The sequence below is a fragment of the Halopseudomonas phragmitis genome (genome assembly GCF_002056295.1).
Classification (GTDB): domain Bacteria; phylum Pseudomonadota; class Gammaproteobacteria; order Pseudomonadales; family Pseudomonadaceae; genus Halopseudomonas; species Halopseudomonas phragmitis.
Genome location: NZ_CP020100.1, coordinates 183580 through 207766 on the forward strand (window position 1 = coordinate 183580; position 24187 = coordinate 207766).

General features: G+C 57.3%; 31 protein-coding genes. 5 read left to right on the forward strand and 26 right to left on the reverse strand.

Going from position 1 to position 24187, the window contains the following annotated elements:
• From rimM to ffh, 3 genes are all read right to left on the reverse strand, one after another.
• A complete protein-coding gene (rimM, locus tag BVH74_RS00775) occupies nt 1-543 on the reverse strand; it encodes a ribosome maturation factor RimM (protein ID WP_080048246.1) in 543 nt (180 codons plus the stop codon).
• Nucleotide 544: 1 nt separating this feature from the next.
• Nucleotides 545-793, reverse strand: a complete 249-nt coding sequence (rpsP, locus tag BVH74_RS00780; protein WP_080048247.1) for a 30S ribosomal protein S16 — start codon at nt 791-793, stop codon at nt 545-547.
• A gap of 145 nt (nt 794-938) precedes the next feature.
• Complete coding sequence (ffh, locus tag BVH74_RS00785) at nt 939-2351, reverse strand: signal recognition particle protein (RefSeq protein WP_080048248.1); 1413 nt, start codon at nt 2349-2351, stop codon at nt 939-941.
• A gap of 156 nt (nt 2352-2507) precedes the next feature.
• Between ffh and BVH74_RS00790 the strand changes: the two genes are divergently transcribed.
• Together BVH74_RS00790 and BVH74_RS00795 are read left to right on the forward strand one after the other, a co-directional pair.
• Nucleotides 2508-3308, forward strand: coding sequence for a cytochrome C assembly family protein (locus BVH74_RS00790; protein ID WP_080048249.1), 801 nt, complete (start codon nt 2508-2510; stop codon nt 3306-3308).
• Between the two features lie 22 nt (nt 3309-3330).
• A complete protein-coding gene (locus BVH74_RS00795; protein ID WP_080048250.1) occupies nt 3331-4644 on the forward strand; it encodes an HlyC/CorC family transporter in 1314 nt (437 codons plus the stop codon).
• On the opposite strand, the gene BVH74_RS00800 is transcribed toward BVH74_RS00795, so the two are convergent.
• Genes BVH74_RS00800 through BVH74_RS00820 form a run of 5 tightly spaced genes read right to left on the reverse strand, consistent with a single transcriptional unit; the run spans nt 4620 to nt 7864 of the window.
• Nucleotides 4620-5285, reverse strand: coding sequence for an SGNH/GDSL hydrolase family protein (locus BVH74_RS00800; protein ID WP_231705552.1), 666 nt, complete (start codon nt 5283-5285; stop codon nt 4620-4622). The two genes, BVH74_RS00795 and BVH74_RS00800, sit on opposite strands and share 25 nt — an antisense overlap.
• A 53-nt stretch (nt 5286-5338) precedes the next feature.
• Nucleotides 5339-6520 carry a formate-dependent phosphoribosylglycinamide formyltransferase gene (gene purT / locus BVH74_RS00805; RefSeq protein ID WP_080048252.1) on the reverse strand — a complete coding sequence of 394 codons (1182 nt, stop codon included), beginning with the start codon at nt 6518-6520 and terminating at the stop codon, nt 5339-5341.
• Entirely contained in the window at nt 6517-6729 is a 213-nt protein-coding gene (locus BVH74_RS00810; RefSeq protein WP_080048253.1) for a DUF1289 domain-containing protein, read from the reverse strand. Before BVH74_RS00810 ends, purT begins: the two co-directional genes overlap by 4 nt.
• A 3-nt stretch (nt 6730-6732) precedes the next feature.
• Nucleotides 6733-7257 (reverse strand): gamma carbonic anhydrase family protein, encoded by a 525-nt coding sequence (locus BVH74_RS00815; RefSeq protein WP_080048254.1) that lies wholly within the window; start codon nt 7255-7257, stop codon nt 6733-6735.
• A 13-nt stretch (nt 7258-7270) separates the two neighbouring features.
• Entirely contained in the window at nt 7271-7864 is a 594-nt protein-coding gene (locus BVH74_RS00820; RefSeq protein WP_080048255.1) for an NUDIX hydrolase, read from the reverse strand.
• Nucleotides 7865-7996: 132 nt separating this feature from the next.
• On the opposite strand from BVH74_RS00820, the gene BVH74_RS00825 reads away from it, so the two are divergent.
• From BVH74_RS00825 to BVH74_RS00835, 3 genes are all read left to right on the forward strand, one after another.
• Nucleotides 7997-8545, forward strand: a complete 549-nt coding sequence (locus tag BVH74_RS00825; RefSeq protein WP_080051573.1) for an NUDIX hydrolase — start codon at nt 7997-7999, stop codon at nt 8543-8545.
• A 2-nt stretch (nt 8546-8547) separates the two neighbouring features.
• On the forward strand, nt 8548-9036 hold the full coding sequence (locus BVH74_RS00830; RefSeq protein WP_080048256.1) for a L,D-transpeptidase family protein: 489 nt from the start codon (nt 8548-8550) through the stop codon (nt 9034-9036).
• 164 nt (nt 9037-9200) lie between these two features.
• Nucleotides 9201-10154, forward strand: coding sequence for a cytochrome-c peroxidase (locus BVH74_RS00835; RefSeq protein WP_205890260.1), 954 nt, complete (start codon nt 9201-9203; stop codon nt 10152-10154).
• A 94-nt stretch (nt 10155-10248) separates the two neighbouring features.
• On the opposite strand, the gene BVH74_RS00840 is transcribed toward BVH74_RS00835, so the two are convergent.
• The 18 genes from BVH74_RS00840 to BVH74_RS00910 all read right to left on the reverse strand — a co-directional run bounded on the left by BVH74_RS00840 (nt 10249) and on the right by BVH74_RS00910 (nt 24109).
• Nucleotides 10249-10572 carry a YqfO family protein gene (locus tag BVH74_RS00840; protein ID WP_080048258.1) on the reverse strand — a complete coding sequence of 108 codons (324 nt, stop codon included), beginning with the start codon at nt 10570-10572 and terminating at the stop codon, nt 10249-10251.
• Nucleotides 10573-10649: 77 nt separating this feature from the next.
• Entirely contained in the window at nt 10650-12752 is a 2103-nt protein-coding gene (locus tag BVH74_RS00845) for a TonB-dependent receptor (RefSeq protein WP_080048259.1), read from the reverse strand.
• Between the two features lie 131 nt (nt 12753-12883).
• Nucleotides 12884-13663 carry a pseudouridine synthase gene (locus BVH74_RS00850; RefSeq protein ID WP_218189159.1) on the reverse strand — a complete coding sequence of 260 codons (780 nt, stop codon included), beginning with the start codon at nt 13661-13663 and terminating at the stop codon, nt 12884-12886.
• A gap of 41 nt (nt 13664-13704) precedes the next feature.
• On the reverse strand, nt 13705-14442 hold the full coding sequence (locus tag BVH74_RS00855) for an alpha/beta fold hydrolase (RefSeq protein ID WP_080048260.1): 738 nt from the start codon (nt 14440-14442) through the stop codon (nt 13705-13707).
• Nucleotides 14442-15416: a hypothetical protein gene (locus BVH74_RS00860; protein ID WP_080048261.1), complete on the reverse strand. Its 975-nt coding sequence runs from the start codon at nt 15414-15416 to the stop codon at nt 14442-14444. Before BVH74_RS00860 ends, BVH74_RS00855 begins: the two co-directional genes overlap by 1 nt.
• A 23-nt stretch (nt 15417-15439) precedes the next feature.
• Complete coding sequence (locus tag BVH74_RS00865) at nt 15440-16081, reverse strand: LNS2 domain-containing protein (RefSeq protein ID WP_080048262.1); 642 nt, start codon at nt 16079-16081, stop codon at nt 15440-15442.
• Between the two features lie 69 nt (nt 16082-16150).
• Nucleotides 16151-16609, reverse strand: coding sequence for a hypothetical protein (locus BVH74_RS00870; protein WP_155121668.1), 459 nt, complete (start codon nt 16607-16609; stop codon nt 16151-16153).
• 74 nt (nt 16610-16683) lie between these two features.
• Nucleotides 16684-17421 carry a tetratricopeptide repeat protein gene (locus BVH74_RS00875; RefSeq protein WP_080048264.1) on the reverse strand — a complete coding sequence of 246 codons (738 nt, stop codon included), beginning with the start codon at nt 17419-17421 and terminating at the stop codon, nt 16684-16686.
• A gap of 196 nt (nt 17422-17617) precedes the next feature.
• Nucleotides 17618-18046: an SRPBCC family protein gene (locus BVH74_RS00880; protein WP_080048265.1), complete on the reverse strand. Its 429-nt coding sequence runs from the start codon at nt 18044-18046 to the stop codon at nt 17618-17620.
• 72 nt (nt 18047-18118) lie between these two features.
• Nucleotides 18119-18436, reverse strand: a complete 318-nt coding sequence (locus BVH74_RS00885) for an antibiotic biosynthesis monooxygenase family protein (protein WP_080048266.1) — start codon at nt 18434-18436, stop codon at nt 18119-18121.
• Nucleotides 18437-18549: 113 nt separating this feature from the next.
• On the reverse strand, nt 18550-18981 hold the full coding sequence (gene yidI, locus BVH74_RS00890; protein WP_080048267.1) for an inner membrane protein YidI: 432 nt from the start codon (nt 18979-18981) through the stop codon (nt 18550-18552).
• Nucleotides 18982-19539: 558 nt separating this feature from the next.
• Nucleotides 19540-20574, reverse strand: a complete 1035-nt coding sequence (locus BVH74_RS00895; protein ID WP_080048268.1) for a DUF4062 domain-containing protein — start codon at nt 20572-20574, stop codon at nt 19540-19542.
• 60 nt (nt 20575-20634) lie between these two features.
• Nucleotides 20635-21126, reverse strand: coding sequence for a hypothetical protein (locus tag BVH74_RS00900; RefSeq protein WP_080048269.1), 492 nt, complete (start codon nt 21124-21126; stop codon nt 20635-20637).
• On the reverse strand, nt 21126-21695 hold the full coding sequence (locus BVH74_RS18700; RefSeq protein ID WP_155121669.1) for a hypothetical protein: 570 nt from the start codon (nt 21693-21695) through the stop codon (nt 21126-21128). The genes BVH74_RS00900 and BVH74_RS18700 overlap by 1 nt, the downstream gene beginning before the upstream one ends.
• Before the next feature lie 400 nt (nt 21696-22095).
• Complete coding sequence (locus BVH74_RS18705; RefSeq protein ID WP_155121670.1) at nt 22096-22659, reverse strand: hypothetical protein; 564 nt, start codon at nt 22657-22659, stop codon at nt 22096-22098.
• 94 nt (nt 22660-22753) lie between these two features.
• A complete protein-coding gene (locus BVH74_RS18710; RefSeq protein ID WP_155121671.1) occupies nt 22754-23080 on the reverse strand; it encodes a hypothetical protein in 327 nt (108 codons plus the stop codon).
• A 99-nt stretch (nt 23081-23179) separates the two neighbouring features.
• On the reverse strand, nt 23180-23590 hold the full coding sequence (locus BVH74_RS18715; RefSeq protein ID WP_155121672.1) for a hypothetical protein: 411 nt from the start codon (nt 23588-23590) through the stop codon (nt 23180-23182).
• 123 nt (nt 23591-23713) lie between these two features.
• Entirely contained in the window at nt 23714-24109 is a 396-nt protein-coding gene (locus tag BVH74_RS00910) for a DUF2750 domain-containing protein (RefSeq protein WP_155121673.1), read from the reverse strand.
• Nucleotides 24110-24187: the final 78 nt, after the last annotated feature.

Sequence of the window (24187 nt, forward strand, 5' to 3'; positions counted from 1 at the left end):
TCAGAACTCCGGATCCCAGTCGACCTGCATGACACCAGCATTCAAGTCGATATCCAGCACGTACTGCCCGGGCAAATAGGGCAACAAGCGCTCGCGCTTGTCCAGGCTGCCGTCACAGGGTTTAACCACCATGACATCGTTGGAGCCGGTTTCCAGCAGGTGGTCGACACGCCCCAACAACTGGCCATCAACGGTTATCACCTGCAAGCCTTCGAGCTGGTGCCAGTAATACTCACCTTCTTCAAGGTTCGGCAGGGCCGATCGCGGCACGCAGATCTCGAAGTCGACCATCTCCAGTGCCTGGTCACGGTCACTGACACCCTTGAGCGTCGCAACCACAACCCGCCCCTGAAGACGGCCCGAGGTGACGGACACCGTGCGCAACTCCGAACCACGCCGCAGCGTCCAGGTCCGGTAATCCAGCACGTTATCCAGCGGGTCGGTGTGGGAATACACCTTGACCGCCCCGCGAATGCCATGAACCGATACGATTTTACCGAGGACCACCAGCGGTGATTCGGCCGATTCAGGCAGGGCTGTCATCTCAGGCAGAGGCCTGGGCTTCCTTCAGCAGAGCAGCAACGCGGTCAGACGGCTGTGCACCTTGACCCAGCCAGTAGCTGACGCGCTCCTGGTTGACCGACAGACGCACTTCACCACCGGTAGCGACCGGGTTGAAGAACCCTACGCGCTCGACGAAACGGCCGTCACGGGCGTTGCGGCTGTTGGCGACGGTCAGATGATAGAAGGGGCGCTTCTTGGAGCCACCACGAGCAAGACGAATGGTTACCATGTCGACATCGTTTCCTGTGTTTGAGTAACGCTGCAATAATTCTTACAACAAAAGTTCAGCACGAGCCTATAGCCCGAAAGGTCGCGTATTCTACGGAATATCACGACCAAAGAAAACTCTTTTTTGATCAAGGGCTGTACAGCACTCAGAAGCGCGGCATACCACCACCCGGCGGCAGCATACCTCCGCCGCCCATACCGCCCATACCGCCCATTCCACCCATGCCGCGCATGAGCTTGGCCATGCCACCTTTGCCGGCGACCTTTTTCATCATCTTCTGCATCTGCTTGTGCTGCTTGATCAGCCGGCCAATATCCTGAATCTGGGTACCGGAACCGGCCGCGATCCGGCGCTTGCGCGAGCCGCTGATGATGTCAGGGTTACGCCGCTCAGCCGGCGTCATCGAATTGATGATCGCCTCCATCTGACGGAACTGCTTCTCGGCCTGGGTCTGGGCCGTTTCCATCTGACTGGCGTTGATCTTGCCGCCCATCATCGGCAGCTTGTCCATCATCGAACCCAGACCGCCCATGCTGCGCATCTGCTGCAACTGGTCGCGGAAGTCCTCGAGATCGAAACCCTTGCCCTTCTTGAGCTTCTTGGCCAGTTTGTCGGCCTTGTCCTTGTCGAGCTTCTGCTCGGCCTGCTCGATCAGGCTGAGCACATCACCCATGCCCAGAATCCGCGAGGCGACCCGATCCGGATGGAACGGCTCCAGCGCATCGGTTTTCTCGCCTACCCCAAGGAACTTGATCGGCTTGCCGGTGATATGCCGCACCGACAGCGCCGCACCACCACGGGCATCACCATCGACCTTGGTCAGAATTACCCCGGTCAGCGGCAACGCCTCATTGAAGGCCTGAGCCGTATTGGCCGCATCCTGACCGGTCATGGCATCGACCACGAACAGGGTTTCGGCTGGCTTGGCGGCAGCATGGACCAGCTTGATCTCGTCCATCATCTCGGCATCGACATGCAGACGACCGGCGGTATCGACGATCAGCACATCCATGAAACGACTCTTCGCCTCGCGCAGAGCCGCCTCAACAATAGCTACCGGCTTCTGGCTCAGGTCCGAGGGGAAGAAATTCACCCCCACTTCGCCAGCCAGGGTCTCCAACTGCTTGATCGCGGCCGGACGGTAAACGTCAGCGCTGACCACCATGACCTTTTTCTTCTGCCGCTCGCTCAGGGTCTTGGCCAGCTTGGCCACGCTGGTGGTCTTGCCCGCCCCCTGCAAACCGGCCATCAGGATCACTGCCGGCGGCGTAACCGCCAGATTCAGGCCCTCGGCCTGGCCCATGACCGCTTCGAGTTCCGCCTTGATGATCTTGACGAACACCTGACCCGGCGACAGGCTGCGGCTGACCTCCTGACCTACCGCACGGTCACGCACCTGATCGACAAAGCTCTTGACCACCGGCAAGGCCACGTCGGCCTCGAGCAGCGCCATGCGCACTTCGCGCAGGGTATCCTTGATATTCTCTTCGGTGAGCTTGGCCCGGCCGGTCACACCCGCCAGGCTGCGTGACAAGCGTTCGGTAAGATTTTCAAACATCGGCGAATTCTCCTCGGCCACGCCCTGAAATCAGGCGGCGCCACAATCAAGCGGCAAAGTATAACCCGCCACCGCCCATGTTAATAGCAAGGCGCTTTATCCGCGCCGCGGCTTGTGCCACACTTCGGGTTTGTTGATAACCACTCTCAAGGATGTATGACAGCGCTGACTTCCAGCCTGCTTGCCGCCAGCCTCTACCTGGGCGGTACGCTCTATCAAATGCACTGCCTGGGCAAACGCCTGGCAGTCAACGCCAACCTGCTGCGCGGCATCGGTGTGTTTGCGCTATTGGCGCACGCAGTCAGCCTGTACCTGCAACTGATCACCGACCAGGGGTTGTCGCTGGGCTTTTTCAACGCCGCCTCGCTGATTGCCTGGCTGATCATTGCCCTGACGCTGTTGTCGAGCCTGCGCGCACCGGTCACCAGCCTGCTACTGGGACTCTACCCGCTGGCCCTGATCACCGGCGTACTGGCCTGGCTGTTTCCTAATCACGGCACCACCCTGGTAGCCGGACAAAGTGGCCTGCTGGTGCATGTGCTGCTGTCGATCCTGGCCTATGGCATTCTGACCATCGCCGCGTTCCAGGCGATTCTGCTGGCCATTCAGGAATATCAGCTCAAGCACAAGCACCCCACCCGCTTTATCCGCACCTTCCCGCCACTGCAAACCATGGAGCGGCTGCTGTTCCAGTTTCTGCTGTGCGGCGAAATCCTGCTGACCCTGGCTCTGTTGTCGGGCTTCATGTTCCTCGACAACATGCTGGCACAGGGCATAGCGCACAAGACCCTGCTGTCATGCCTGGCTTGGGTGGTGTTCGGTATTCTGCTATGGGGCCGGCATTTCCGCGGCTGGCGTGGCAGCTATGCGATCCGCTGGACCCTGGCCGGGTTCCTGCTGTTGATGCTGGCCTACTTCGGCAGCAAACTGGTACGCGAATTCCTGCTACCGCTGTGATCACACTGTCCGAGGCCCGACCTTGAACGATACCCACACAGGCACACTGCTGATTCTGCTGGGCCTGCTGATCATCCTCTCGGCGTTCTTTTCCAGCTCCGAGACCAGCATGATGAGCCTCAACCGCTACCGGTTGAAGCACCTGAGCAAGGAAGGCAATAAAGCGGCCCGGCGCGCCTCCCGGCTGCTGGAGCGCCCGGACCGACTGCTGGGCACCATTCTGGTTGGCAACAACATCGTCAACATCCTGGCCGCCTCGATCGCCACCGTGGTCGCAGTGCAGATCTGGGGCGAGGCCGGAATCGCGATTGCCACCTTTGGCCTGACCATCGTCATTCTGATCTTCGGCGAGATTACCCCCAAGACCCTGGCCGCCCTGCGCCCCGAGCTGATCGCCTTTCCGGTCAGCATCATTCTGGCCGTGCTACAGAAGGTGCTGTATCCCATCGTCTGGGTCTGCAACGCCATCAGCAATCAGTTACTGCGCCTGCTCGGGGTCAACCCTAACGCCGCCGACGGCGACCAGCTCAGCACCGAAGAACTGCGCACCGTAGTGCGTGAGGCCGGACTGGGCATCACCCGCAGCCGCCAGAACATGCTGCTGGGCATCCTCGATCTGGAAAAGATGACGGTCAACGACATCATGGTGCCGCGCAACGAAGCCGTGGGCATCGATATGGAAGACGACATCGACACAATCATCAACCAGTTGCGCAACTGTCATCACACCCGGCTGCCGGTCTACCAGGGCGACATCAACCACGTCACTGGCATAGTCCACATGCGCTCGATCGCCCGTCTGCTCAGCCGCGGAGAGCTGACCAAGGACGCTTTGGTCGGCGCCTGCAAGGACCCCTATTTCATTCCTGAAAGCACGCCACTGCACACCCAACTGTTCAACTTCCAGAAACAGAAGCGCCGGATCGCCATCGTGGTCGACGAATACGGAGACGTGATTGGTCTGGTCACCCTGGAAGATATTCTTGAAGAGATCGTCGGCGAATTCACCACCGATATGCTGCTGCCCAGCCAGGATATCCACCCGCAGTCCGACGGCAGCTACGTGATCGACGCCGCCAGCTCGATCCGCGACATCAACCGCCACCTACAGTGGAAATTGCCGGCCGACGGCCCCAAGACCCTCAATGGCCTGATTACCGAGCAGCTGGAAAGTATTCCGGAAACCAGCGTGTGCCTGAGTATCGGCCCCTACCGGATGGAAATCCTGCAAACCAAGGACAATATGGTCAAAAGCGTGCGGGTCTGGCAGCGAACCCTGGATCCCCAGGTCAACACCGCCGCAACAGGCAATCAGGACTCAAGCGCCAGCCATTGACGCACTATTGAGCCCGCCCACAGGCGATAGCCTTCGGCGGACGGGTGATAGCCATCACGGGCCAGGTAATGTGCCTGAAAGGGGATATCCAGCGTGCAGTAAGCCGCTCCGCTATGCGCCACCAACCGGCGCAGATCAGCATCCAGCAGGCCAGCACGCAAGCCGAACCAGGCCCGCAGCGGCTGCGGCAAAGCCCGGAACTGCCCCAGGGGAGGCACCGCGCTGACCAGCACCTGAGCACCGCTGGCACCCAAGGCAGTGATCAGCGCGGACACTTCAGTCCGCCAGCGCCAGCGCGGGGTCAAATGCGTAGTGTCGTTGACGCCCAGCACCAGCACCACCAGATCCCAGCGCTGACCACTCACAGCCGGCAGCAACTCACTGCGACACTCAGCAGCCCGCACACCGTTACGGCCACAGGCCCGCCACTCGACGGCACGCCCGGTAGCCTGCGCCAACTGCCGGGCCAATTGACCGGCCAGAGCTTCAGCCTGTGAATCCACACCAACCCCGGCCACGGTCGACTCACCGACCAGCAACAAGCGCAGCGGCTCAACATTCCAGACGCCTTCCGGCTGCTCGCAACCCTGCCAGGGCTGCGCCGCATCCGGCAGGCGCAAGGCCGTGCGTTTGACCCACAAGGCCTGCGGCAGCAGCAGCGGTAGTGCCGGTGCAGCCAGATACCACCAGCGGCTCAGAGCTTGACCTCGACAGCATTGGCCGCGCGCAGCGCCTTGGCCCGTGCCGTTTCAATATCCGCATCCAGCGCCAGCGCCACCCCCATGCGCCGCTGCCCATCGACCTCAGGCTTGCCGAACAGACGCAACTGGGTATCCGCCTCACTCAATGCCCGTTCCAGATTGCCAAAACGCACATCCTGCGACTGGCCATTGACCAGAATCACCGCCGAGGCGGCCGGGCCGAACTGACGAATCGCCGGTACTGGCAAGCCGAGGATCGCCCTGGCATGCAGGGCAAACTCGGACAGATCCTGGGAAATCAGCGTGACCAGCCCGGTATCGTGCGGGCGCGGCGACACCTCGCTGAACCAGACCTGATCACCCTTGATGAACAGCTCGACTCCAAACACCCCGCGCCCACCCAGAGCATCAGTCACCGCCCGGGCCACCCGTTGCGACTCGGCCAGAGCAGCCTCGCTCATGGCCTGCGGCTGCCAGGACTCCTGGTAATCGCCGGCTTCCTGACGATGACCAATAGGCGCGCAGAAACTGGTGCCACCGGCATGGCGCACGGTCAGCAGTGTGATCTCGTAATCAAAATCGACAAAGCCCTCGACGATCACCCGCCCCTGGCCGGCCCGGCCACCCGCCTGGGCATAATCCCAGGCTGGCTCCACCTGATCGGCCGTGCGCACCAGACTCTGGCCCTTGCCCGACGAACTCATCACCGGCTTGACCACACACGGCAAGCCAATCTCGCGGATCGCCCGCTGGTAGTCTTCCAGGCTGTCGGCAAACCGGTACGGCGAGGTCGGCAACCCCAGCTCCTCGGCGGCCAGACGGCGGATACCTTCCCGGTCCATGGTCAACCAGGCCGCCTTGGCGGTCGGGATCACGGTATAACCTTCCTGTTCCAGCTCCAGCAGCACCGGCGTGGCAATGGCCTCGATCTCCGGCACGATATAGTCGGGCTGCTCAGACTCGATCACCTCACGCAACAGGCGGCCATCGAGCATATTGATCACATGATGGCGGTGGGCGACCTGCATAGCCGGAGCATTGGCGTAGCGATCCACCGCGATCACCTCGCAGCCCAGGCGCTGCAGCTCGATCACCACTTCCTTGCCCAGCTCGCCCGAGCCCAGCAGCAATACCCGCGTGGCCCCGGCGGCCAGTGGCGTTCCAATTTGCGTCATACCGATGTTCCTTGTTGTGAAGCAGGCTCGAACAGCAGCCCCTGATCCCGAGCGCGCTGCTCGCAACGCGCCAGCACCGCGCGCCGCTCGGCGTCACTCATCCGTCCCCATTGAATGATTTCCTGACCGCTGCGCTGGCAGCCGGTGCAGATATCCTGCTCATCAAGCATACAGACAGAGACACAGGGCGAAGGGACGGGCGTTGTCATGACTCAGTCGACCTGCACCTTGAGCTCATCGCGGAAACGCCGGGCATTCATGACGTAATGCGCCGCACTGGCTTCCAGCATCTTCTTCTGCGCCTCGCTCAACTGCTTGACCACCTTGCCCGGCGAGCCCATCACCAGCGAACCATCAGGAATTTCCTTGCCCTCCGGGATCAGGCTGTTGGCGCCGATGATGCAATGCTTGCCGATCTTGGCGCCGTTGAGCACCACCGCATTGATGCCGATCAGGCTGTAGTCGCCAACATCGCAGCCGTGCAGCATGGCATTGTGGCCAACGGTAATGCCCTTGCCCAACACCAACGGGATGCCGTGATCGGCATGCAGCACAGCGCCATCCTGCACATTGCTGTGCTCACCGATCACGATCCGCTCGACATCGCCACGCACCACCGCGCCAAACCAGACGTTGGCACCGGCGGCCAGCGAAACCTTGCCAATCACGGCGGCAGTCTCAGCGATCCAGGCGTCCTCGGCCATTTCGACCCGATCATTACCCAGGCTGTATTTCATCACGACTCCTCAATCAGCGTTCTTTATCATAGGGGGTATGCAAAGGGATCCGTGCATCGAAGGCCACGTTCATCAACTCGACCAGCATCAGCGCCGTCAGCCCCCAAATCTTGTGCCCCTGGAAGCGGTAGCTGGGCACATACCAGCTCCGCCCTTCGTAATCGATGCGATGGGTCATTTCGCGCTGGTCCTCAAGGAAAAACTCGACCGGCACCCGGAACACTTCCTCGATTTCACCGCTGTTGGGCGCCAGGTCGAACACCTCAGGCACGATCCCGACATAGGGCGTGACCTTGATTCCGTAGCGCGACACCAGGCTGCCCATAGGGCCGACCACGTCGACCAGCTCCGGCAGCAGGCCGATTTCCTCGTGCGCTTCACGCAGGGCGGTGTAGCACAGATCGACATCCCCCGGGTCCCGACGGCCACCAGGAAAAGCCACCTCGCCGGAGTGGGTAGACAGACGCTGGGAGCGTACCGTCAGAATGATTTCCGGTTGTTCGTGCACACAAGTGACAGGTATCAGGACCCCGGCCTCGGGGAGACCGACCACATCGATCTGCCGGGGTTGGTAGTCGAGCACTCGACTGCGCATCAGGTCCAGCATGCAAACCACCTCAAAGCATTTTTCCCAATGATGGCATGATCCCCCGGCGGGAACCAGTTGCCCAACCGGCAAATGGGCCGCAAGATAGGACAAAACAACGAGCGTGATATCGTCAGGGTCTGTTCACTTATCATGAGATTTTGCAGCCAATGCGGCCAACCCGTCAGCCAGCGCATCCCGGAAGGCGATGACCGGCTGCGCTACGTCTGCGACACCTGCGCCACGGTGCATTACCAGAACCCGCGGATCGTCGCCGGCTGCCTGGCGGTATACCAGCAACAAGTACTGCTGTGCCGGCGCGCCATCGAACCGCGCCGGGGCTTCTGGACCTTGCCGGCCGGCTTCATGGAGAATGGTGAAACCACGATTGAGGCGGCCCTGCGCGAAACCTGGGAAGAGGCTCGCGCCCGAGTCCATGCCGAACAGCTCTACATGCTGTTCAACCTGCCACATATCAATCAGGTCTACATGTTCTTTCGTGCCGAGCTGAGCGATCTGGACTTCGCCGCCGGCGAAGAAAGCCTCGAAGTCAAACTGTTCGATGAGTCAGAGATCCCCTGGGAGCAGTTAGCCTTCCCTACCGTAGGCAAAACCCTGCGCCAGTTCTTTGTCGACCGGCAGCAGCACAACTACCCGGTCCACGTTCAGGACATTCGCTACAACCCCGGAAAAAGGTCGTAACAATGCCCCGCCTGTTCCTTGCCCTGCTGCTGTCACTGGCCTGCCTGAGCACCCAGGCCGACGTTCCTCCGATCGACAAGATCCTGATCCTCAAGTCCGAGCGCCGACTGGAAGTGATCAGCCAGGGCGAGACCATTCGCCAGTACCGGGTCTCACTCGGCCGCTACCCGGTCGGGCACAAGCAGCAAAAGGGCGATCAGCGCACACCCGAGGGTGTCTATACCATCGACTGGCGGCATGAAAGCCCGCAGTTCAACCTGAGCATGCACGTCGACTACCCCAACCTCAAGGACCGCATGGCCGCCTGGGATCGCGGCGTCGACCCCGGCGGCATGATCATGATTCACGGCACGCCAATCAATGACGAGTTCCCCGAGTGGTTCTACAAGGGTCTGGACTGGACAGATGGCTGCATCGCCCTGCAAAACAGCGACATGAAAGAGCTCTGGGATCTGGTTCCTGACGGCACCCTGGTCGATATCCGCCCCTGAGCCACCAACCCACATTGATATGAGTCAAAACCCTCGTTTACCCGACAGGTGACACTAAAGGCATAAAAAGTCATGCCTTGTGCAGCATGCGCCAACCTGTCCGGATGAGGAGTTACCTGATGAATATCAAGCTAGTGAGCACACTGCTGGCCACTACCCTGGCCATGCCTGCGCTGGCCGATCGCCTATCGACCGAGCCGGTGCAGCCGATCGAACCTGCGGTCATCACCGAACCTGAAAAGGTCGAGCTGGGCAAGAAACTGTTCTTCGACCCACGGCTATCGCGTTCGGGCTTCATTTCCTGCAACTCGTGCCACAACCTGAGCATGGGCGGCAGCGACAACCTGCCGACCTCCATTGGCCACAACTGGCAGGAAGGCCCGATCAACTCGCCAACCGTCCTCAACTCCAACCTTAACGTCGCCCAGTTCTGGGATGGCCGCGCCGCCACCTTGCAGGAACAGGCCGCCGGCCCGATCGCCAACCCGATGGAAATGGCCTCCAACCACGTTCTGGCGCTGGACGTACTGCGCTCGATTCCGCAATACCGGGCCGAGTTCGCCAGCATCTATGGCGACGAGGACATCACCCTGGAGCGGGTCACCGACGCCATCGCCGTCTTCGAGGAAACCCTGGTCACTCCCAACTCACGCTTCGACCTGTGGCTCAAGGGTGACGACAGCGCCCTGACCCAGCAGGAGCTAGCCGGCTACAACACCTTCAAGGAAATCGGCTGCACCGCCTGTCACAATGGTCCGGGCCTGGGCGGCACCTCGTTCCAGCGCATGGGGATCGTCCAGCCCTACATTACCGACAACCCTTCCGAGGGCCGGGTTGCGGTAACCGGCAACGATGCCGACCGCTTCTCGTTCAAGGTCCCCACCCTGCGCAACGTCGAGCTGACCTACCCCTACTTCCACGACGGTGCCTACTGGAAGCTGGAGGAAGCCGTTGACCTGATGGCCAAACTGCAACTCGGCCGCGAGCTGGCACTGGAAGACATCGACAACATGACCGCATTTCTCAAGACCCTGACCGGCGAGCAGCCCAGCTTCACCATCCCGCTGCTGCCCCCATCAAACAACGACACCCCGCAACCGGTGCCGTTCGAGAAATAACGTCCTGCCATCACGAGCGACGCAGCCGCGTGGTGATCCATGCACACGCATGGATCACCACGTCGCTGCGCTCCTCGCCATGACCTTGAGAGCCTTACGGCAACGCCTGCAGATCACTCAAACGCCACACATCATAGGCAGGTTCTTCATAGGGATGCGCCTGCCTCAGCGCAGCCACCACCGCCCTGATCAGCTCATCGGCGCAGACCAGCTCAACCCGCCACTCCTCAACCTGCTCAACGTCACCCTGGCGGCCCAGAAACGGATTGCTGCCGGCCAGCGGCCGGAACTGCCCCAACCCCCTGACCTGCCAGCAGCACTGATCGTAGTCGCCGATACGTCCACCACCGGCGGCGAACACCGCCTGCTTGACCGCCTCCAGATGGGAATCAGGTACATAGAAACAGAGTTTGAACATAAAAAAGGCTCCGGACCGCAAACTGGAATAACCAGTCTTGCAGCCCGGAGCCTGGAGCACAACGCGAGGTATGCGGTTTAGAAGCTGTAGCGAACGCCCAGCGTCATATTCCGCCCCGGCAGCAGCACTTCATCCTTGATAAAGGAGCTGTGCTGACGAGCCTTTTCGTTCAGCAGGTTGTTACCACGGACAAACAGCAGGTAGCTGGAGCCCTGGTTGACCTGCCCCCGGTAGTTCAGCCCGGCGTTGAGCATGGTGTAGCCCGAGGTATCGGTTTCATACTCGGCGGTCCGGTTCTGGCGCTGGACCCGGTAGCTTTCAAGCTGACCGGACAGGCTTGAAGTAAAGGCCTGATCCAGGCGCAGACCGTAGCGATCAGCCGGAATCCGCGGCAGATCACCGCCCGACTTCAGCTTGCCACGCACATGGTCACCGAACAGGGTCAGCCCCAGACTGTTGGTGGCCTGCCAACGCACACTACCTTCCACACCGCGCAGTACGGCATCGGCCTGACGGTATTCCACCTCACGGTAGCCGGCACCCGGCTCATGACCGGTATCGGCAGCGTAGATGTAGTCTGACACCTGATTGCGATACGCACTGACATCAAAGGTCCAGGGGCCGGTCAGACGACGCAAACCCAGCTCGGCGTTGTAGGCAGTCTCCTTGTCCAGATCCGGGTTGCCCAGCTCGATAGTGCGGGTGGCTGCATGCGGACCATTGGCATACAGCTCCTCAGCGGTCGGCAGACGCTGCGAACGCGACAGCGAGCCATACAGCGCATAATCGGGCTGGAACTGCCAGGTCGCCCCGGCCGACAATGAATTGCCGCGATGCCGGGCATCCTCACTGCTGCGCTTGACGTCCACTTCCTGCCACTCATGGCGCAGGCCAAGTTCATAGCGCCAGTCGTTCCACTGATACTCTTCAAGCAGGAACAGCGCCCGGTTGTGGGTCAGGGTCGGCGGCACATAGGCCTCTTCACCTACCGCAGCAAAATCACGCCGCGACAACTGGCCACCTACCACCCCGCGCCAGCCGGCCAGCGGTGCATGGGTCAGCTCGACACGAGCCTCGCTCCCCCGATTGTCGAACCGGGTACCCACTTCGTGCCCTTCCAGCTCCTTGTGCTTGTAGTCGGTATGCGCCATGCGCACCCGCAGGCGCTCAAACCCGGCAAAGGGATCACGGTAGTCAGCGCGCAGGTCCCAGCGCCGTTGCTGCATATCGATCCGCGCCTTGCCATGGTCGTGGTCGTGGTCGTGGTCGTGGTCGTGGTCGTGGTCGTGGTCGTGGTCGTGGTCGTCGTGATCATCGTGGTCGTCATGATCATCATGGTCGTCGTGATGGTCATGATCATGGCCGCCGCAATGCCAGTCACGCGGGCCATGGGTATGGCAGTCGGCATGCTCATGGGCCAACAGACCGTACTCACGGTTCTGGCGGCTGTAAGCCAGGCCAACGTAGCCGCGATCAGTCACCCAGCTCAGCCCCAACGAGGCCGAGTCGGTATCATTGAACGAGCCATCCTGACGCGAATGGTGGCCAGGGATACGGTAAGGATCAGCCTTGCTCTTGCTGGCCTCGATCCGCCCGGCAAATTGTCCGGCGCCCATGGTCAGGCCCACAGCGCCCGCCCGCTCATCCGCCACCGTGTTGCCACGCAGTTCCAGATCACCTTCAATGCCGGCCTCCGGCACATAGGTCGGCACCCGGCGGTCAATCAGGTTGACCACCCCGCCAATCGCCCCACCACCGTACAGCAAAGTGGCCGGCCCCTTGAGCACCTCAACCCGCTCCAGCAGCAGGGTATCGGCGGTCACCGCGTGATCCGGGCTGGTGGTCGAAGCGTCCAGCACATCCACCCCATCGCTCAGGACCCGCACCCGGGCACCATCCAGGCCACGGATCACCGGGCGGCTGACGCCGGCACCAAATCCGCTGGCGCGCACACCAGGCACGCTTTCCAGACTGTCACCCAGATTGGTTTCGCGCAGCCGGAACCACTCCTCACCCTGCAAAACGGCCGCTGGGGTGATCATATCTACCGCCCGACTGTTCAGCGCACTGGCACTGATGGTCGTATCCGGCAGGCTCAGGGCCGAGGTATTGGCAGCCAGCGCCACAGGGCTGGCCAAAGTAGCCAGGGCAACCGCCCAGGCCAAAGGTGTCTTGTTCATCTACATGCTCCCCACATGTCATCCGGTTACTGACGAAACCTGGTGCATGGCACCGGGGCAGCATAATAATTGTTATAACGTAACAAATAAACCCAAAAACACCCTTGCGGCTTAAAGAGAACAGCTAAAGCCTACAGCTCAGCAAACGACGGCAAAGGCTCGGTAAAGATCGACAGCACCTGCATAAAGCTGGCCTCAGGGGCTGCGTGCAGTTCCAGCCGCTGACTCGTGTGCGGGTGGCGAAAACACATCCCGGTAGCAGCCAGCATCAGCCGACTGCCACCAAAGCGCTCGGCAAAATAGTGATTGTGGCGGGTCCGGCCATAGTTGGTATCGCCGATGATCGGATGACTGATGTGCTGCATGTGGCGGCGCAGTTGATGCTTGCGCCCGGTCTGCGGATAAAGCGCGACCAGACTATAGCGGCTGGCCGGATAACGCTCGATCGTCACCGGAATTTCTGTCGTTGCCAGGCGCCGGTAACGGGTAAAGGCTTCACGCAGTGGCTGCGGCTCATCCTTGCAGCGCCGGTCGGTGGCCTGTTCACGCAGCGGGTGATCGATCTCCCCCGCCTCCGGTGTCCAGCCGCGCACCAGTGCCAGATAGGTCTTGCTCACCTCTCCGGCCATCAGCGCCTTGCCCAGGATGCTGGCGGTCTCTGGGTCGCGGGCAAAGACCAGCAGCCCCGAGGTTGGCCGATCCAGCCGATGTACCGGATAAACATGCTCGCCGCCATTCAAGGCCCGTGCGTACTGCAACGCGAACTCGGTTTCATGGCGGTCGATAGGGCTGCGATGCAGCAACAGGCCCGCCGGCTTATGCACTACCAGCAACCACTGGTCGCGATAGATCTCGCGCAGGGGATTGGCTGCACAAACAATGCTGGCGGTATTGGAATCAGACAGTGGCACGACAACTCCAGGCAGTCTCGGCAGCAACAGCCGGCTGAGTATCAGAGGTCGGCCATGGTAGCAGATGAAGGTGCAAGCACTGTGCGCAAAAAATCTTCCAGGGCGGCAGCAGCTTCGGCCGGCGCCACCTGCAGCAGGCAATGCGGCGCCTGTATCCCAACCACCTGCAAGGCCGGCTGAATACGCGTCAGCCGTTGGCTGACACGGCCCGGCACCAACCGGTCATGATCACCACGCAAATACAATATTGGCACGTCTACCTGAGCCAGCTCCTGGTCAACATTGACCCTTAGAATCGCCTCAGCCCGCGCCCGCAGCACCCGCTCATGGACCGGTTCAAGCGCCTGGGCAAGAGCCTGCCGCAAGGCCGGGTTGGCAAAGCGCCCCAACAGCACGGCAGACAGCAGCCACGCAGGTAACGCCTTGAACGGCAGTAGCGGCAACAGCCAGCGCAGAGCCCACAACCCTGGCCGGGGATTGCGGGTAAAACTGACGCACAACACCAAAGCGCACAATCCCGGTGGTTGCTGCGCCGCCAGCGAGATTGCCAGCGGCCCAGAGAACGACTCACCCAGCAGTACAAAAGCGCGCCCCTCAGGCAGATGCGCTCGCACCCACTGCGTCAACGCTGCATAACCCAGGGGCTGGTCCGGCGGATAGCGCATAACCAAAAGCTCACACTGATCGCCCAATACCGCTGTCAGCGGCGCAAACAAGTCACCGCTGCCATCCATACCCGGTAACAGTACCAGCACCGGCGGCTCTGCGCAGGTCGTCATCAAGCCAGTTCCAGACGGCTGTCATGCACCCGGCACAAACCGTCATGCAGGCGGCGCACCTGCTCGGCCCGTGGCGTCACCTGGCGGCTGCCCATTTCGGTGACGAAGCGACAGGCCGCATAGGCCAGTGCCTGGCGCTCATAAGCGGCCACCCAAGCACGACGCGCGGCCAGGCGTTCAGGCTTAACCGGCCAACTGCCAGTGACCGTCATCCGCTCGACCCCGATACGCCACGGCTTGGGGCTGACGCGAGCGCGGAAACATTGCTGATTACGGCACATCCGGGTATAAACCGGATCAGATCCCAGCTCAGCCAGCAGCGCCTGCGCCTTGTCACTGGCAGGCGCATAAGTGGCATTCATCGCCAGTACCCGCAACCCCAGGGGCGTGCGGTAAATGCGCAGATTAAGCTCCGGATGCCGTTGTACCACCGCCGCAATTCGGGCCAACGCCAGCGCCTCCACCCCGCCCTGCAAACGGACCCAAAGCGCCCGCAAGCGGCGTGCAACAAGCCCACCGCACAACAACGCCACGACAGTTCCCAACGCCAACAGCCAGCCCATTCCCGTGAGCATGGCCAGCAACAGCGACACCCCGAGCACAGCAGCAAACACCATCAGACTCAGGCCTCGCCCAGGCCGCGAGTCGAAATCGACATCGGCAAACAACACATCGGGAGTGTTCAGACACAGCGCCCCGTAACTGTTGCGCGAGATCACCACGTCACCGTGCTGCTCCACCACCTCCTCACGAATCGGCAGGCCCTCGGCACCGTTATAGGCAATCTTGTGATCTACCCGGCGCACATCCCCTTCAGCCTGCAATGTACTCAGGGCCGCCTGAACCCGCTCCAGAGCATGCGCCTGCGCCGCCTGCTCACTGACATCCGACCAGCCAAATCGCTTGAGCGTGAACGAACGCCCGGCGTGTCGTGTGTGCTGGGTTGCCTCGGACCAGTAACGGGGAACGATCATCTCAACCTCTATTTAGCAACAGGCTAGTGAACCGGCCCGGCCGGGGTCCGCGCCATACCCGCAGCCTTTTGCAGCGTCGTCTGCAATGGCACCTCATGCTCGACGAACGTCAGATGAGCGCCCCAACCATCCAGACAGGTACGATAGACGCCCGGCTGGCAGTGCCGGGAAAAACGGCGCTTCAATGCAAAAACCCGCTGCGGAGCAATCCCGGCTCGCTCGTAGGCACTGAAGTCGGTAGCGGAATCGCCATAGGCGTAACTCAAGGTCCAGCCAGCTTGTTGGTAACCCTGCAGGATCGCCGCCTTGAACCCGACCGGATCACGACGTTCGGCAGAGCTCTGCGCCACATGCACAGGCCCCGGCGCGAAACCATGCTTGTGCAGCCAGGCCGTCAAACCAGACTGAAACAACGGAACGCGGGTGCTCACATAGATCACCTGATAACCCCGCGCGGCATAGCTATTAACCACCTCGGCCGCTCCCGGTCTGGCCTCATGCACAAACAGATTGTGCGGCGTCAGCGTCCCGTCGATATCGAACACCACCACCGCACTGTGCGGCAATGGCGCCTGCTCAATTGGCGTTGGCGGCAGACTTGCGGCGGCTGTAAGACTGGCAGTGGTCGCAGCAAACAGCAGCGCACAGGGGAATTTTGTCAACATGATTGGCACTCTCGACTTCCCTGATCTCGTAACTTGATTCCCATGGGCATGCCCACAGGGCAGACCGGCTCAACACATCCGGTAGATCACCCGCAACGGGCAGCCCAACAAGGCCTCCAACTGCGTCAGCAGTGCCGGCTCCAACAAACCGCCAGGCGCCTGAGCGATCACGGCAAACCGGCTGAACGCCTGAGGCCAGGCATAGTCCAGCTCATTGACTGTCGCCACTGCGGCGCAGCAGGACAGAGTCTGCGACGCCAGCGTAAAACCACCGCTTTGCTCACAATAATCGGCATCCATCAGTGCATGCCAGGCGGCAATATCCAGCTCGGCGCCACAGTGCGGGCAACCAACGCGCTCGAAATTCTCACCGCAATCGCGATAGACAACCTGCTCTGCCACCTCGCAGTCAATCTCGCCAACCTGCGGCCAAAGCTCACGCAACAACGCCACAACCGCCTGCTGCGCCGCCAAGCCGGGGATGAAATGCGCATCAACGGGTACTAGCTGTACGTAATGCTCAGACATGGCGACTTCTGTCATGAAGTAGAAAGACAACCGCCAGCAACACGCGAATAATCATGCCCGCTCCTTAGCCGCGATTAACCGGACAGCTCAGCCTTCGCTTTATTGATGTAATCCTTGTACAGCTCATTGAAGTGCCTGCCAGACCTCTTCGATTTCTCAATGACCTCTGAGAACAAGGCCTTAGCCCTGGCGGTTTCACCCTGGCCTTTGAGAAACAGCGCAAAATGGAACATGGCCTGTGGCCCGGTGAAATAGGTATAAAGCGTCTCATACTCGTGCTGAGCAGCAGCCCTGTCACCCAGCCCTTCCAGCGCCCTGGCGTACAACAGATGAGCATCTTGATTCTTGTAGCCAGGATTCTCCGCAATCAGCCGGTCCAGCGTTTGCCTGGTAGCCGCGAAATCATTCAGCCCAAACTCCGCACTCGCCAAGCCAAACATCAAATCGGGATCGTTGGCATAAGGCCCTTTCAGACATTTCTGATATAAGCTTTTTGCCTCCTGGAACATATTCCGATTCAGGCACTGCCTGGCCAGCTCCATAGAATTTTGCACGGTGTCGGCTGCGGAATAGTCACTAGCCGCCCGGTTGATATCCCTGTCTGGATTTATGATGTCCTGAACCTTTCTCGCCGCCTTTTTCCCAGTACGGCTATTGGAAGCCCCAGGAAGAACCTCAAGAATCAAATAAGCGATAGCCCCGGCCAGTGGCAGCATCACGATTATCCATATCCATGTTGTATTGCGACCCGTTTTCACAACATGAATAACAAGCGCCACCTGCATCAGCACTGAGAGAATAAAAAAAGGCATTGAACTCCCCACCTCCGTGTGTCAAAAAAATACCCGCGACTCAGGCGGGCAGCATGCGGCCAGTCCAGCACCGCAGCACGATGCGCTGGAGATTACTAAATACCCCAACCGCCCTCAACCCTGAGCGGCTCTGGTTGTGAGGCGGGTATTCACTTTAGCGGGGAGGTTCACGACCCCAGTTGAAGCCATTGCCAGGCTAAAATTTACGCGCCTGGTAATGAATGCCCGCCCCACCTTCACAGTATTGCTTAAGGCTCAACAGAAAAATCGCCCAATTATAATTACAGAACCGGTAAAACTCGGTGACTTCACGCCAGTCTGTATGCCGCAGGGTGACAGCTGTCTTGTTGCCCATATCATTTAGCTCGAAACTGACGTTAGTCCCAATCCACTCAGGGTCTGAATCGACACAATGCCAGGTCATTCTGGTATCGGGTATCAGCGCTGTAATTTTCATCTTCGTCGGACGCTCGTCGCCGAACCGAAACTCATTAACCGCATCAATTTCAGCAGAGAACTGTAAATCCTGGGTCCAGACCTCAGCCAACCCGCTCGCCGTCGTCAACGCTTGGTAAACGAGTGCAGGGGGAACATTCACGTACTGGACATGCTCAATATTTGCCATAAATTTAACTCCTTGTATGCGGCAGCCTGGATTTTGGTGCGACAGCGTAAAACCGGTCCGGTTGACCGCTGGTTAAATGCCGTACTCACGCTCGACCTTGGCCACTCGAACCCGAAAACTTGAGTACCATTGCTGATAGCCAAGCCGCTGAGCTTCTCGATGCTCAGCATTCTTCTTCCAGTTAGTGATTGCCTCAAGGCTCGCCCAGTACGACACCGTGATACCAACGCCCTCTCTAGCAGACTCAATGCCCAGAAAACCGGGTTGCTCTGACGCCAGTTCCACCATCCGTTCAGCCATTTCAGAGTACCCGTCATCACCCTCCGTACGCTGACTGCTGAAAATCACCGCGAAGTATGGAGGTTCAGGAGTTTTGGCGATCGCTGACATGGTTCCCTCTAGGTATTTAACGACTCAGTACCCGGCGGACGAAACGGAGCGCAAGCGAAGTGTAGGCCGTCCGGCGCCGCAGGCGCGAAGTTGACTGGCTTGTTACATTTTCCCTAGCCAACACCTAGGGCCCCAAGCACTGCTGATACAAGGATTACCACCACAAGCGCGGCGAGCGCCAATACTGCGAACTGAAATGCTATTGCCGCAACACCGAGAACCGCTGCGCCTCCAGCCACACGAACCGGTTCCTTCAATGCAACTCCCATAACCGCCAGTATCACTGCCATCCCACCCAGAATCGCAGTGGCTAGGCTGACAACCCAGTCAGTGTCGTAATTTTTCGACGAATGGCTATAAGCCACCTCTCCCTTCAACGCTGCCACAGTGGCTTCGCGTATCGATACTGCTTTCTCTGCTACGACCTGCTCTAAAGATGGCTTAGGAGAGAATGGGCCAGCCCAAAAGTGAACCAGCGCGAGCATTAAAGCTACCGCTCCAACCCCGATGCCAAGAAAGCTTATCGTGGACTTTCTGTCATCCATGCTTGATCTCCTTAGAAAATGTCACGCCCGCAGCACGGGCAGAGTTGTAGCGCAGCGGAAATTCTGTCCCTGTGGCTGCGATTGTTACATGCAAGCTCATGACTAAAGCTCTGGCAGCGAACTTGCCTCGGAGGCTGGCATCATTTCCCAGGTCACCAATACACCGCTGGGCAGCTCTACGGAGGCACCAGACGAAATGCTCTCCATAAAGGCGAGCACGGATTCTTCACGAGGGTTTCTCTCATTGAGATCGGCTTCAGACTGGGGTACGTACCAAATTCCTCCAGCAGAGTTCCAGACTGATGAGCTGACATTAACTGGGTAAAACGCGCCCAACGGATAGGCGCCATCGGATGGTCTACTGCCATACAGTCGTCGAATCGCTTCTGTGAGTGGGTAGATCACGCCTCGGATATTACGCCGAAAGTTTGGCATTGGTCTAAACGGCATCTTTAAGCTTCCCTTTCTCTATCTGGTTGGTGCGCTGTCGGGCTGGCATGTAACGTCTGAATTCACCGGCCTGCGCGGCTTTTCGCGCAGGTCCGGTGGAATGATGGGTTAGCCATTTGTCGCATCGGATTGCTCTGGCAGTTCGGCCAGCCCCTCTTCCAACTTCACCTTGCGAAACTCTTGCAGGAGCTTTTTCCCTAGCTTGGTGAGAGACCAATATGTATTTGTGTCGCTGACTTGGTGCTTCTTCTTGGACGGCTCCACAAGATCAAGGGCAGCGAAATCAGCAATTATTTCTGCCGTTTGATTCTTCCCAATTGGCCAGTTCTTGAAATATTTCGGCCCTCTAAGCACCTTGAGCGCTAAATCCTGGGCGACACCAAGCGATGAATTTTCATCAATTAAATTTGGCGCCACGTAACCAAAGATATCAGCGAGCGAAAGCGTATATCTATCGGCCTCTTTCCAATTTGCGGTCTTTCGAAGTTGAAACCGTACTTCGTTCTTGGCAAGAACTCTCATAGCCCTTCCAACCGCATTTTCGCTTTCGGTGACGGCCTTTTTCATCGAATCGACTTGGTCTCGCAAGGCGGCATTTTCACTGCTCAAGCGGGTCAGTTCTTTGGTGACAAGCGGCCCTGCGACCTCATCGGCACGAACCCATCCAGTGCGCGGTGTGTTGATGATGGACTTCATTAAGGCCACAGAAAACTTCCCACGCAGGTCGTCTCTGTTACTCCAGAACTGAACCAGTCTGGCCTTTACTTTGGTCTTGAATGCCGCGAGCTTCTTAAGCTTCTTGCTGTCACTCTCGGTTCTTGTGGATGGCCATGGAGCTACGTCGTCTATGACAAATCCGAGAACGGGCACACCTTTGCTTGATGCGTAATCGAACTCCTTCTCTGTGTAACTAATTCCTTCGCTCGTGACTGAACCGTATCGATGCGCGACAACCACCGCATAGTAGTCAACCGAATCGATCGTTCGCGCGATTACTTTCCACTGTTCTTCGTCTGCAGCGCTGAACATTTCCATTCCGACTGGAATATGCCCCATCTCTAGCACCGCCTTAATGATCTCGTTTCGTTCATCTTTGAGATCCTCGTAGGTCGAGCTGACGAATATCTGAAACTTCTTTTCCATAGGAGCCTTCGCTGGGTATATGGCTAACGCCCGCGTAATAGGCGCGAGCTTGCAAGCGTCCTAATTGACGCGATTGTTAGAATCATTGCTGTCATCTAGACGAATTAAAGCACTTTTCAAATGTATTTTCGCAGTGTAGAAACTGAAAGCATTTACTGATAATGCACCAGCGAAACCGACAAACACCCAGGCCCCAACCAACGTATTTAATGCGCTCATAATCCAAACAGCAAAGCACGGAATAGTAAACAATATACTATTTGTTATGCCGACATCAAAATGAACCTTAAGCCTCCAGTAATCCGGCCATTCATGCAAAGCCTTCTCGTTCTTATCACTTGGAAAAAGAACTGCCACTCCCTCTTTAAAAGTCCAGCCTGCGATTCCAGCAGGAAAGATCATTGCCCATTTAATCGCATCCTCATTTAGAGTTGACAACGGAAAATGGGCTGAGAGAAATTGTTGCGAAAGCATATATCCAGCCAAACACAAAACGAGAAATGCGAACTCGTAGCTGACAAAATATACTCGCAAAAAATAGAGCGCCTTCATCAGTGCTTCATATCCCGCTCTTTTGAAATCTTTTCGAACTGACTTTTCGCCTTTACCGCAAGCTCTTCAGGAATTGGCTCTTTGTCGTGAAGGAAGCTTTTTTGTGTATCACTCGTCTTGATCACGACTTCATCACCATTTTCTATTCCAACTACTTTACCCCTGCCATACCCATCGGCAGCCATCAGAATTGCAGCATCCCCAATTGCAGGCGGCTCATCTGGTTCGTATTCTGGCGCATCCATTATTTGATCCATTAGTTCGATAATTCTAGACTTCAAACCTTTTGCCTTAGAAGTCTGCTCCTTGACTGTTACTTCGGATGCGTTTCGACTTTCGATGTAATCGTTTAAGCTTCCCCATAACCTTCCAAAAAGAGGGTTTGGAGGGTGAACTGTTGCCGAAAATTCTGTGAAATAACTCAACTTCTTGAGGCGTGAAGTAAAAGCGCGGTAGTCTGATACTGGTTCCACATCGCAAGCCACGAAGAAACCGTCAAAGGCAGCCTCAATTATAGACTTGAATCTTCTTGGAAATACATCTTCTTGAATGCCATTCCATACATGCAAAAATGCAACGCCCGAATACTCCGGCAGATATATAAATGAAGAACTGGCTTCAAGGAGGTTTGGTACATCTGCATCAACCTGAGAGCGGCTGATTTCATCAATTACCGTAGCATGCCCTTCCTTTGCATACTTAGAGAGCTTGCCAAAGATATAAGGAGTTTATTCACTTCTATTGTCGACCACATCCGTTATCGTCCAATCAAACTTTCCGATAGACACTATAGGGGAGTTGGCAATAGCATCCATCAACCTTTCTTGATCAAGATTTATTTTTATAACTCGGCCAAGATAGTATCTTCCTCTTCTCACTAGCAACTCCCCATAATCTGTAAAATTCTAACGCCCGCAGCACGGGAAAAATTGTAGCGCAGCGGAAATTTTGTCCCTGTGCCTGCGATTGTTAGCTCTTGAACGGTGTTGATTGAGACACCCATATTGATATTGCTGCACAAAGCTGCAACCCAAAAACCCAATTAATAAAACCTTCAATTTCCTTTCCTTCTAAACTGCGATTAATTTCCTTATTTCTGAATGTCGTTGGCAGTTCGTGGCTTTCGTTCTTGAAACTCCACTTCCCGTTGTGGCCAATTGCATTTCGCAAATGAAGGCAAAAGAAGAAAAAGTCCTGATTTCTGAACTCCGAGTTTAAACTATTAGATTTTGCGTAGCTCCAAGCAGCTTCAAAAGTCTGCAAAATCATATGATTAAATGTCTGTTTGACAAATATCTCCGCTGAATCATTTTGTAAAGCATCGGAAAAACTGAACTCGTATTGAAGCCACGCTTTTGGGGCAGTCTCGTCAGCATCTAACACATGTATATTGTTTTCTTGAACTACAAATTTGAAGTTTTTAAGTAAATCACTTGATGGTGGTTTAGTAGCTAAACCAAATGCTCCGACACTAAAGTAGAAAGCGTTGCGTGCATACTTCATTTTATACTGACATTCTTCTTTAGTGCTCATAATTACCCTTAGAGCTAACGATTAAGCTAACGGGCGGCCAAAAGCGCAGCTTTTGGACGTCCAGCGAGCGAAGTGAGCGGCGTTGAGCGCATTGTTAGCTTGGACGCTCAGCAAGAAACCATGCGGAAATAATGTTTGCTCCAACTGCAGCCGTGATGGCCGAGATGATAAAGCCCCATGCGGTTGCATTCGATTTGGCTGCGTAGTGGGAGGCCTTATCTATTTCGCCCGTGGACAACATTGAGTCGAAAAGTAGTGATAAATCTGAGAACATTCCAAATGATATTCCTGAAATCATTATAAGTAGAACGCCGGCTATTAGATTTACGGCGCCCCAGTGTGGTTTTCCTTTGATAAAGGTGGTGATAAGCAGCGCGCTTACGCACAATGCAATGCCTGAATATGTTGAAACGTGTTCCATGGATACCTCAAAAGCTAACGCCCGGCTTTGGGGCGGACTTGTAGCCGCGAAGCGGCGGAAAGGCCGTCCCAGCCCCGAAGGGGCGACAACAGCCGATTGTTAGGGTGCATACCTGACCCCGCCAGAGCCAAACCCGGATTTCGCATCGTAGTACGACCAGACCTCGCCCCAAGAATGATTGCCTGTTTGAAAGCCCTTAGCCTGAAGCCAAGACCGGGTGGTTTCTGCGCGAAGCTGTTCCTTTTCCTCAGACCAATCATTCCAGCTCTTCCCATAAACAGGGTCATCATGAAACAAGGTAAGCTCTCTCAAATTTCCTTGACTAAAACCCAGTTCAATTCCGATGCCTAATTCACCATCAAAGAACGTGGGCAGGCGGTACCAAACCCAACCAGTACCGACGTCACGTACGTTGATGTCCAGACGACCAAGGAACTCCCTTAACTCTTGCTCCTTGAGGCCACGATGTATGTAGGGCCCTCCTGGATAGTTGAGTTCGAAATCGCTCACGCTTTCACCCTAACGCCCTGCACAGCGGAAAAGCGGAGCAGAGCCAATTTTTGGTAAAGTGAGCGCAGCGAACCAAAAATTGGCGGCGCGTAGCTTTTTCCGCTGCTGCTACTTGTTATGTGTTTACTCGTATTTAGCCAATTCATCGGTGATTGCGCTCTTTAAATCAGTTGGATTAATACACCAAAACGTCCATTCTCTATTTGGAAAAACAGCCACTTTCAATTTGTCTTGCTCGAATAGCGGCAACCAATGCTCAAGTAGATCTTCAAGAGAAATTTCAGTGGCAGTATGACCAGGGAAATTTTCATCCGCGATTTTCTGCGCATAATCCGGATGTGGCCACAATGGGAAATATTCGAATCCTTCTGGGGCAACAGGAACCAGCCAGCCTTCATCGCTCTTAACACCCCACAATTGCTCCCAGTCGGCAATCTTGCCTATGAAGTGTACATATCTATCGAAAGTATCAAGAGCAAGAACTGATGCGAACTGCTTTCCATTCATTTTATATGGCACGCAACTCACCTTGACACATAACGCCGTGCACAGCGGCGGCAGCGCAGCTGACGTCCGGCGCCGCCAGGCGCGAACTGC